Raw genomic sequence first — 10,414 nt, 5'->3', positions numbered from 1 at the left:
TATAAACGATCTAATCTTTGGAAATTATTTTCTCGGAAATATAAGCAAATTAAAACCATTGAGCATATGATGATTGACTCTATAGATATACAAGGAAATGACAGAATTTTAGAAATTGGAATCGGAAATGGCACTGTTTTTAAAAGCATAGCCAAGAAACTAGACAAGGGGAGCTTAAAAAGCATTGATCCTTCAAAGCGAAAGGTAAGGCAGATATCCCGTGCGAATCGAAAAAACATGGGGAAAGGGGAGGTTTTTCATGGCTTTCCAGAGAACCTTCCCTTTGATGACCGTATCTTTAATAAAGTGTTTTCTTTACATACGGTTCAGAGCTGCACCGATATTAGGCTTGCATTAAGAGAAATTTACAGGGTGCTTCAAATTGACGGCCGGTGTTACATCAGTATTGATGCAAATACCGGTGAAAAAGAAAAAACGTATATTCAACTGTTGAAAGACCAGCATTTCAGGGAACTTTCTGTCATCAGGCGTGATTCCTGTCTATGTATTGTGGCTATTAAATAAAAAATTTCTCGGGAAATATATCCAAGGTCCTTACATTAGGGATTGGGTATATTTTCTTAATTTTTTATTTTTTGCATATACTTTATATTAAAAAAAGTTTTTTTCATATAAACTTATAACAGAAGAAAGAACAAAGAGGTGATATCAGATAGGGCAGATATTATTTATGAACAAAAGGAATGAATATTCATTCCGCAAAACGAATCGGAGGTTGCATTACATGTTATCCGCATCCAGCAGTAAATACGACATGATTATGAAAGCGTCGGTCTCGCTTTTTACAGAAAGGGGTTTTGACGCTACCACTATTCCTATGATAGCTGAACGTGCTCATGTGGGGACAGGGACGATCTATCGTTATTTTGACAGCAAAGAAACACTCGTCAACGTACTGTTTCAAGAAAGCATTCAGCGATTTACAGAAAAGCTGAAGCAAGACATTTCGGAACTGCCTGTCAGAGAAGGCTTCCATCACGTATTTAGCTGTCTCGTTCAGTTTACGAAAGAGAGTGACTATGCGCTTTTTTTTCTTGAAACCAAAAAAGACGCTCATTACTTAAATCATACAAGCAAAAAAATGATAGAAAATCTGACTCAAATGCTTGATGACTATTTTAATAAGGGAAAAGCGGAAGGCGTGATTCGCAGCCTGCCCTCTAATGTGTTAATTGCGATTGTATTAGGGGCGTTTCTCAAGTTATATCAGCTCGTCCAAACAGGTGATATAGAGATGGACACTGGTTTAATTACTGAATTGGAACAGTGCTGCTGGGATGCCATTAAGCTTCAATCATCACAAAAATAGGAAAGGGAGATGTCAATGAAACAGGCAAGCGCAATACCTCAGCCCAAAACATACGGACCTTTAAAAAATCTTCCGCATCTGGAAAAAGAACAGCTTTCTCAATCCTTATGGCGGTTAGCTGATGAATTGGGACCGATTTTCCGTTTTGATTTTCCGGGAGTATCCAGTGTTTTTGTTTCAGGCCACAATCTTGTGACTGAAGTGTGTGATGAAAGCCGCTTTGACAAGAACCTTGGCAAAGGTTTGCTAAAGGTGCGCGAGTTCGGCGGAGATGGCTTATTTACAAGCTGGACGCATGAACCGAACTGGCAAAAAGCCCACCGCATTTTGCTGCCGAGTTTTAGCCAAAAAGCGATGAAAGGCTATCATTCTATGATGCTGGATATCGCAACCCAGCTTATACAAAAATGGAGCCGCCTTAACCCCAATGAAGAAATTGACGTAGCGGACGATATGACGCGTCTGACGCTTGATACGATTGGGTTATGCGGGTTTAACTATCGATTCAACAGCTTTTACCGTGATTCGCAGCATCCGTTTATCACCAGCATGCTCCGTGCCTTAAAAGAGGCGATGAATCAATCAAAAAGACTGGGCCTGCAAGATAAAATGATGGTGAAAACGAAACTGCAGTTCCAAAAAGATATAGAAGTCATGAACTCCCTTGTCGATAGAATGATAGCGGAGCGAAAGGCGAATCCGGATGAAAACATTAAGGATCTCTTGTCTCTCATGCTTTATGCCAAAGATCCAGTAACGGGTGAAACGCTGGATGACGAAAACATAAGGTATCAAATCATCACATTTTTAATTGCTGGACATGAGACAACAAGCGGGTTGCTTTCCTTTGCGATTTATTGTCTGCTTACACATCCGGAAAAACTGAAAAAAGCTCAGGAGGAAGCGGATCGCGTGTTAACGGATGACACGCCTGAATATAAACAAATCCAGCAGCTCAAATACATTCGGATGGTGTTAAACGAAACCCTGAGACTATATCCAACAGCTCCGGCTTTTTCTCTATATGCGAAGGAGGACACTGTTCTAGGCGGGGAATATCCGATCAGCAAAGGGCAGCCTGTCACCATTTTAATTCCGAAGCTGCACCGGGACCAAAACGCTTGGGGAGCGGATGCGGAAGATTTCCGTCCGGAACGGTTTGAAGATCCTTCAAGTATCCCTCATCATGCGTATAAGCCGTTTGGAAACGGCCAGCGCGCTTGTATCGGCATGCAGTTTGCTCTTCAAGAAGCGACAATGGTTCTTGGTCTTGTATTAAAGCATTTTGATTTGCTCAACCATACTGGCTATAAACTAAAAATCAAAGAAGCATTAACAATCAAGCCGGATGATTTTAAAATTACTGTGAAACCGCGGAAAACAGCGGCAATCAATGTACAGCGAAGAGAACAGGCAGACATCAAAACAGAAACAAAGCCAAAAGAAACCAAACCTAAACACGGCACACCTTTACTCGTTCTTTACGGTTCAAACCTTGGGACAGCTGAGGGAATAGCCGGTGAACTGGCCGCTCAAGGCCGCCAGATGGGCTTTACAGCTGAAACGGCTCCGCTTGATGATTACATCGGCAAGCTTCCTGAAGAAGGGGCAGTCGTCATTGTTACGGCTTCTTATAATGGGGCGCCGCCTGATAATGCCGCCGGCTTTGTAGAGTGGCTGAAAGAGCTTGAGGAAGGCCGATTGAAAGGCGTTTCCTATGCGGTATTCGGCTGCGGAAACCGGAGCTGGGCCAGCACGTATCAGCGGATTCCCCGCCTGATTGATGACATGATGAAAGCAAAGGGGGCAACGCGTTTAACAGCGATTGGGGAAGGTGATGCCGCCGATGATTTTGAAAGCCATCGCGAGTCTTGGGAAAACCGCTTCTGGAAGGAAACGCTGGACGCATTTGATATTAACGAAATCGCCCAGAAAGAAGACAGGCCTTCATTGTCGATTACTTTTCTCAGTGAAGCGACGGAAACGCCGGTTGCCAAAGCATATGGCGCGTTTGAAGGGATTGTATTAGAGAATCGAGAGCTCCAGTCAGTTGACAGTACGCGTTCGACCCGCCATATTGAATTGGAAATTCCGGAGGGGAAAACATATAAAGAAGGCGATCATATCGGAATCCTTCCGAAGAACAGCAGGGAGCTTGTTCAGCGGGTTCTCAGCCGATTCGGTTTGCAGTCCAATCATGTAATACAAATAAGCGGAAGTGCTCATATGGCTCACCTGCCGATGGACCGGCCGATTAAAGTAGCGGATTTACTGTCGTCCTATGTAGAGCTGCAGGAACCGGCATCAAGGCTTCAGCTTCGCGAGCTGGCATCTTATACAGTCTGCCCGCCGCATCAAAAAGAACTGGAACAGCTCGTTTCAGATGATGGCACTTACAAAGAGCAGGTGCTTGCAAAACGTCTTACCATGCTTGATCTTTTAGACGATTATCCTGCCTGCGAAATGCCGTTTGAGCAGTTTTTAGCACTTTTGCCATCACTAAAACCGAGATACTATTCCATTTCAAGTTCACCGAAAGCCCATGCAAATATCGTGAGCATGACGGTAGGAGTTGTGAAAGCCTCAGCCTGGAGCGGCCGAGGTGAATACCGGGGTGTCGCCTCTACTTATTTAGCAGAATTGAATACAGGTGATGCAGCAGCCTGCTTCATTCGTACGCCGCAGTCCGGATTCCAGATGCCGGATGACCCTGACACGCCTATGATTATGGTTGGTCCGGGTACAGGAATTGCGCCATTCAGGGGCTTTATTCAGGCAAGATCTGTTTTGAATAAGGAAGGAAGCACGCTTGGTGAAGCACTTTTATACTTCGGCTGCCGGCGCCCGGATCATGACGATCTTTACAGAGAAGAGCTGGATCAAGCGGAACAGGAAGGTTTGGTCACAATCCGCCGATGCTACTCACGCGTCGAAAACGAATCAAAAGGATATGTCCAGCACTTGCTCAAGCAAGATTCACAGAAATTGATGACACTCATTGAAAAAGGAGCTCATATTTACGTATGCGGTGATGGATCGCAAATGGCTCCTGACGTAGAGAAAACTTTGCGATGGGCATATGAAACTGAAAAAGGGGCAAGTCAGGAAGAATCCGCCGATTGGCTGCAAAAGCTGCAAGACCAAAAACGTTATGTAAAAGACGTTTGGACAGGAAATTAATAAAAAATAAAATCCCGCCAATCAGATTGGCGGGATTGCTTTGCATGTAAGAAAACCGGCACGATAATGAAATCTACTGAAAAGGATGTTATAGGGAGTATCGCGCCGGCCTTATTATTCATATCGTCATAGAGAGGCAAAAGTTTAGTTCTTTTTACCTTATTTTTAAAAATAAATAGTCTAAAAGTCTTGTTTTTGATTTTTGACTCAGGCTTTCGGCATTTTTTTCTTTCTTATTCCTTAAGATCGGTCATCTGTTGAAGATTGATGTTTGAATTGCCGTTCCACATGTTTACGGTAATGAAGGTCATGAATCAGCCGAATGGTCGGCCTGATTAACAGCAGCAAGCTTCCGACCGCAAACAGCCATATTCCTGCCGACTTTAAACGGTCATAGAAAAAGAAAAAGCTTCCAACGAGAAACAAAGCACCGATGATAAAATCGTTTACTGTATAAAGAATCTTATATCGTTTTTTGAAAAAAAGCTCATATCGTTTCAGCTCTTTTTGGATGTCATGTTCTTCATTTCCTTTCATTATCATCCCTCCATTCAATTTTGGCTTACCCTTACGTAAACGGCATGTAAACATAAGGGCTGCCTTGCTGAAAGGAGACATAATCAACGATCAGAAACTAAAGTAAAAAAGTGATTCGTATAGGATCTCTTTTTTACGATTTCATCGCCTGAACAATAAGAGCAGTCAAAGCTTTTGCCCCTTTAGGAACCAAGTGAACACCATCAGGGGTAAAATATTCCGGATGCTGAAGGGCTACTGTATGCCAGTCAACTAACGTAACATTTTGATGTGCGCTTGCCTGGTGCTGTAAAGATTCATTAACTTTGCTTTCCCATTGGCGGGGAACCCGTGTATTGACGAGATAGATATGGGCTTTTGAGAAAGATTGAAGCAGTTGTTCGATTTGGCTGTTTGTAAAGTAGCCATTGGTTCCAAGCTCAATGATGACAGCCTTGTTGGGCTGATTAAAAGACTTGTATTCCTTTGCGAGTTCCAAAGCTTGAGACATTTGTCTTCCCACCTTTCCATCAATCGTCACATTTGAAAGCGACTGATGCAGGTGTGAAGAAATATCAAGCATGACGGAATCGCCTATAGCTAGCACTTCTTTCGCAGTGTCTGCGGGTTCTTTCGACTGTTGAGATTGCGTGTCTTTCTTTTTATGAGTCTCTTGCCCATTATTTTTATTTTCCTTGTGTCCTTGCTTGGAGCCTGGTGTTTTTTGTTCAGGATTGTGTTTTTTATCTGCTGCAGCATCCTTTTTATCCCCAGAAGCTTGGCTGGTGTCAGCATTTGTTTCTTGTGAGCTATAGGTCCATTTAGTAGGGTGCTTTTGCTCTCCGGCCAATCCAGACAGCCCTCCTGCAAAAATAAGTATAGTGAAAATGACGAAACCAATTGACATTTTGCTAATAACAGATGTCGTTTTCCATTCCTTGATTCTATGTATCAAAACACCGCTGAAAAATGTTCTAAATCCCTGTGTCCGTATCGGCTTCTCAATAAAATGATAGGAAAGCTCGGCAAGTATACATGTCACAATAATCTTTAGCACGATATGCCAAAACACAGGGTTTCCGATTTCTTGAACTGGTGTGCCCAACACAATAACAGGGTAGTGCCAAAGATAAATACCGTAAGACCTTGTTCCAAGCCACCGAAGCGGCCTCCATGAAAGGAGCTTGCCTAAAAAGCTGCTCGGATGGCAAACACATGCGATAAGAATTGCGGCAGTGATGCTAATGAATAGCATTCCGCCTCTGTAAAGAAAAGGTTCGTACTCATCTGTGAAATAGACACATAACACTAAAATACAAAATGCCGAAAATTCAGTCGCGTGCAAAGTGTGCTTCAGTTTGCTTGGCAGCCTGTTGGAAGACAGCCTTTTCATCGGCCATACCAAAGCCAAGGCGCATCCGATGAGAAGGTCAAACGAACGAGTGTCTGTGCCATAGTAGACGCGGCTCGGATCTCCGCCAGGTTCATACAGTATGCTCATCATCATGGCTGAACAAAGCGCAAGCAACGATATTACCGCAGCCAATCTGGCACGGCTTTTCAATATGTACATTCCAAAAACGAAAAACATTGGCCATATGATATAAAATTGTTCTTCAATCGCCAGCGACCAAAGGTTTTTTAGAGGTGATGGGGAACCGAAACTATCAAAATATGATAGCTTGTGAAAAATAAACCACCAATTGCTCATATACAAGAGAGAAGAGATCGCATCCCCGCGTACGGTGTGCAATAGTTCCCGGTCAAACAATACGACCCAAACAACAGTGGAAAAGATCATAAGGTAAGCCGCTGGCAGAAGCCGCCGAATGCGGCGCACCCAAAAGTCCCGAAAATCAAGATTGATATCATTTCCATATGCCGGCAATAGAATGGAGGTAATCAAATATCCGGATAAAACAAAAAAGATATCAACTCCGATAAAGCCTCCGTTAGCCCAATTGAAATTTAGGTGATAAGCGATAACGGACAGGACGGCAAAAGCCCGAAGGCCATCAAGTCCAGAGATGTACCGATGATGCTGTGTCTTGTGATACATGGGTATTCCTCCAATAGTATGCAAATATTCTCGTTTGTTTTTGATAGCGAGGTTACGACCTCAAATAGAAAAGAGAGAAAACATCCATAATCTAAAATGGATGTTTTTTTATTTTATCGAATATAACGTTCTCCCACGAGCAAGTTTGAAATGACGCTGGTTGGAATTTTAAACTCGGTAACGCCCATATAGCCGGGGGCGACTTCATATTCGTCAAATGAGATCATAAGTTTATGGTCCTCAGTAATGTAAAACGTTTGATCAGGAAGAATCGTTTTGAACGGTTCAGCATCTTCATCAGTGAGCCAATATATTTTATTAGGATCTTCCTTCATTTGCTGTTTCATTTGCTCTTTGATGTTTTGACTGATGACTTTGATATAGCGCTCATCTTTGAATAAGCTTTTTAATGTAAGTAAAATATCATTCTTTTTGTCAATCGTAATATAACGGTTTTGTGTGTAGGAAGATGCTTGTGTTGTTTCAATATTGCGCCGGATCGAGAGCAAATCTGGCGTGTCTGTGACCGTCTCGTAATCACTGTAGATGCTGAGATGCCCTTTTTTGTTTTTGGATGTGGATTGTATAAACTCTTTATACAGCTGCTGGCTTTCTTTCAAGTATTTCTCGTTAATGCTGTTTTCAAGCTCTTTATTAGAAAGTCCGGACAAAGCAGGTGTTTTGACATCAATGCTTGATTGGTCTTTTTCCTCTTTGATTTCAATAAAGGTGATCGCTTTGACGATTTTGCCGATGACAGGGATCTTAGACATAGCGTGAGCGGCGTCAGGGTTGATATTCACAAGCGCAGTGAATAAAATAGCTGCAGCGATTGCTGCTGATGTCGGCCACATGACGATTCTTTTCTTTTTTGGTTCTTGCTGAAGGGCTTTTTCAACAATGACATCCAATTCTTTAGGAATCGGAACATTTTTATATTCTTCTTTTAATTGCTGTAATCTCTTATCCATTAAGAAAGATCCTCCTTCGTCAACTGAATGCGCATCAGCTTCAATGCTCTGTATAGGCGCGTTTTGACGGTATTCGTGTTTTCTCCTGTAATTTCCGCAATTTCTTCTAATTTGAGGTCTTCAAAAAAACGTAAAATAATAATGGTTTTATAGCGGTAAGGCAATTCGTCAAGCGCTTCATGGAGATCAGTATCCTTGTAATGGTCTTCTTTTCCCTTGCTTAAAAATTCTATCGTTTCGTCGTCCATCACTCTTATCTTTTTTTGTTTGCGCAAAAAATCAATAGCTGTCCGCACCAAAATTTTATAAAACCAGCTTTTTATCGTCTCGGGGTTTTTGACCGTTTCAACTGAGCTCAGCGCTTTTTTTATAGATTCCTGAACAATATCTAATGCGTCATCTTGATTTTTCACATAACTGAAAGCCAACCTGTAGAAATCTTGCTTATGATCAGTTATGCATGCGACAAGCAACGCTTTTGTTGTTTGTTTTTTCTTCATTGCAATAAAGGGCTCCTTTTTGAATATACGTATATCGTAGGCTGTTACCTAGGATAGACGCGGCAGGCTGAAAAATAGTTTGCGCAGAATCACATTTTTTTAAAGAAGTAAATCAGCATGGGGAAGTTTTTATGCATAAAAAAACAAGGCTTATTTCGTACAAGCCTTGTTTTTGGGGTAAACGATGCCAAACGCTATTCCAAGTAATGTTTTTTGAAATCTGAGTGGATAGAAAATTTACGACGCAATTGAATGAGGTTTTTCCCAAAGCTTTCTTCCAAAAGCTCTCTATGCTTTTTCAGAATTTCCATAAGGTACAGATCATGAATGATCACTTCAGTAATAGGCATGACTAAACCTACATGCATCGTCCATGCGGCGCGGCTGTCGTTGCCAAGCGAGACAATGCCCGCAACTACTTCTGAATCATCTCCGCTATAGACAAGCCACCGTCCGTCATACTCTTCTGTAATTTCACTGCTCATATCATGCAGGTAAATATTAGCGAAATCAGATACGATGTCTCCGTACGCAATAATGGTGACAATAACGCCTTGATCTGCCGCCTGTTTGAGCTCTGATTCTATCTCTTCAAAATCCTCTTTCCATATTTCTAAGAGGATTCTTTTTTTGGCGGATAAGATACAGGCCTTCACCTTTTCAAGAATTTCACTGCGGCCGGTGATATTCCAGATGTTTTCCCGGTCATTTGCGGTCTGCTCGAACTTTTCAAAATATTTTTCAGCCTGATCAAAATGCTCTTCCGCTTTGAGTCGGCGGTTTTTAATCAGTTCTTTTGCGGGGACTGGAACATACTGAGGCGTATTTCCATGACTGACAAAAACATCTCCCCTTAAGACAAGGCTTTCCAAGACTTCATAAATTTTAGAACGGGGCACTCCGGATTTTTTGGCAACGGCATAGCCTGTTAAAGGTGATTCTTGCAATAATGCCAAATACGCTTTCGATTCATATTCTGTAAAATTGAGGTTTTTTAAAATGTCTAACATATTTTCTTTCATATACCCTCCAATATAAAGAGCAATTACTGCCTTTGTAATCGCTATTTTAACAAACCATATTGATTTATTCCAAACGCATTGATACAATTTTTATAAGTAGTTACTTTTGTAGTCACTAAATGATTGAGGGGATTTTTAAAGGGGGAGAGAACAATGCACAGCTTACTCGCATACATACCGATCGCTGCCATGATGGTTATCATGCCGGGGGCAGATACGATGCTTGTGATGAAAAATACGCTTAGGTATGGCCCGAAAGCCGGCCGTTATAACATTCTCGGATTGGCAACAGGACTTTCCTTTTGGACGGTGATTGCCATTTTAGGATTATCAGTGGTGATCGCAAAGTCAGTGATTCTTTTCACAACGATCAAATATTTGGGAGCGGCATACTTAATTTATTTAGGTGTAAAAAGTTTTTTTGCGAAAAGTATGTTTTCGTTAGATGACATGCAATCCCAAGCAAAAAATATGGCAAGTTCTCCGAAACGTTATTATAAAACTTCCTTTATGCAGGGATCACTCAGTAACATTCTCAATCCTAAAACTGTTTTGGTGTATGTTACAATCATGCCCCAATTTATCAATTTGAACGGAAATATAAACCAGCAGCTTATCATTTTAGCTTCAATCCTAACCTTATTAGCGGTGTTGTGGTTTCTGTTTCTTGTTTATATTATTGATTACGCAAAAAAATGGATGAAAAACTCGAAGTTCCAGAAAGTGTTTCAAAAAATTACCGGAATAATATTAGTAGGTTTCGGCATCAAAACTGGTTTGAGTTAACACTTAAATGAAGTGAATGAAATTTGAAACCAAAGTTTAATTTAGTGTTT

The 10,414-nt window shown here is 41.5% G+C and carries 9 protein-coding genes; 4 read left to right on the top strand and 5 right to left on the bottom strand.

What is annotated here, in order from left to right:
• The 3 genes from C1T29_RS15465 to cypB form a co-directional block, all read left to right on the top strand.
• A partial coding sequence (locus C1T29_RS15465) for a class I SAM-dependent methyltransferase (protein WP_231516505.1) occupies positions 1–525 on the top strand: 525 nt, incomplete at its 5' end.
• Positions 526–745: 220 nt separating this feature from the next.
• Positions 746–1,330, top strand: a complete 585-nt coding sequence (gene fatR, locus C1T29_RS15460; RefSeq protein ID WP_071581504.1) for a transcriptional regulator FatR — start codon at positions 746–748, stop codon at positions 1,328–1,330.
• 15 nt (positions 1,331–1,345) lie between these two features.
• The gene (cypB, locus tag C1T29_RS15455; protein WP_095432874.1) at positions 1,346–4,510 is read left to right on the top strand and encodes a bifunctional cytochrome P450/NADPH--P450 reductase CypB; all 3,165 of its coding nucleotides are present in this window, start codon (positions 1,346–1,348) and stop codon (positions 4,508–4,510) included.
• Between the two features lie 240 nt (positions 4,511–4,750).
• On the opposite strand, the gene C1T29_RS15450 is transcribed toward cypB, so the two are convergent.
• From C1T29_RS15450 to C1T29_RS15430, 5 genes are all read right to left on the bottom strand, one after another.
• Positions 4,751–5,047: a YrhK family protein gene (locus C1T29_RS15450; protein ID WP_069149956.1), complete on the bottom strand. Its 297-nt coding sequence runs from the start codon at positions 5,045–5,047 to the stop codon at positions 4,751–4,753.
• 133 nt (positions 5,048–5,180) lie between these two features.
• Positions 5,181–7,085 (bottom strand): peptidoglycan O-acetyltransferase OatA, encoded by a 1,905-nt coding sequence (gene oatA, locus C1T29_RS15445; RefSeq protein ID WP_071581502.1) that lies wholly within the window; start codon positions 7,083–7,085, stop codon positions 5,181–5,183.
• Positions 7,086–7,198: 113 nt separating this feature from the next.
• Positions 7,199–8,056 (bottom strand): anti-sigma-V factor RsiV, encoded by an 858-nt coding sequence (gene rsiV, locus C1T29_RS15440; protein WP_095432875.1) that lies wholly within the window; start codon positions 8,054–8,056, stop codon positions 7,199–7,201.
• Positions 8,056–8,556: an RNA polymerase sigma factor SigV gene (gene sigV, locus C1T29_RS15435; RefSeq protein ID WP_095432876.1), complete on the bottom strand. Its 501-nt coding sequence runs from the start codon at positions 8,554–8,556 to the stop codon at positions 8,056–8,058. Before sigV ends, rsiV begins: the two co-directional genes overlap by 1 nt.
• Positions 8,557–8,750: 194 nt before the next feature.
• Positions 8,751–9,578, bottom strand: a complete 828-nt coding sequence (locus C1T29_RS15430) for a TrmB family transcriptional regulator (RefSeq protein ID WP_103749959.1) — start codon at positions 9,576–9,578, stop codon at positions 8,751–8,753.
• A gap of 153 nt (positions 9,579–9,731) precedes the next feature.
• Here C1T29_RS15430 and C1T29_RS15425 point away from each other — a divergent pair, with 153 nt between their 5' ends.
• Positions 9,732–10,364, top strand: coding sequence for a LysE family transporter (locus C1T29_RS15425; RefSeq protein WP_014477480.1), 633 nt, complete (start codon positions 9,732–9,734; stop codon positions 10,362–10,364).
• Positions 10,365–10,414 lie beyond the last annotated feature (50 nt).

This window comes from Bacillus sp. MBGLi79, from assembly GCF_002953915.1.
Note: the sequence above shows the minus strand (reverse complement) of the source record. Positions and strands in the feature narration are given on the sequence as shown.

Coding starts and splice junctions, on each gene's coding strand:
- fatR (WP_071581504.1), top strand. CDS start 746: ATGTTATCCGCATCCAGCAGTAAATACGACATGATTATGAAAGCGTCG.
- cypB (WP_095432874.1), top strand. CDS start 1,346: ATGAAACAGGCAAGCGCAATACCTCAGCCCAAAACATACGGACCTTTA.
- C1T29_RS15450 (WP_069149956.1), bottom strand. CDS start 5,047: ATGAAAGGAAATGAAGAACATGACATCCAAAAAGAGCTGAAACGATAT.
- oatA (WP_071581502.1), bottom strand. CDS start 7,085: ATGTATCACAAGACACAGCATCATCGGTACATCTCTGGACTTGATGGC.
- rsiV (WP_095432875.1), bottom strand. CDS start 8,056: ATGGATAAGAGATTACAGCAATTAAAAGAAGAATATAAAAATGTTCCG.
- sigV (WP_095432876.1), bottom strand. CDS start 8,556: ATGAAGAAAAAACAAACAACAAAAGCGTTGCTTGTCGCATGCATAACT.
- C1T29_RS15430 (WP_103749959.1), bottom strand. CDS start 9,578: ATGAAAGAAAATATGTTAGACATTTTAAAAAACCTCAATTTTACAGAA.
- C1T29_RS15425 (WP_014477480.1), top strand. CDS start 9,732: ATGCACAGCTTACTCGCATACATACCGATCGCTGCCATGATGGTTATC.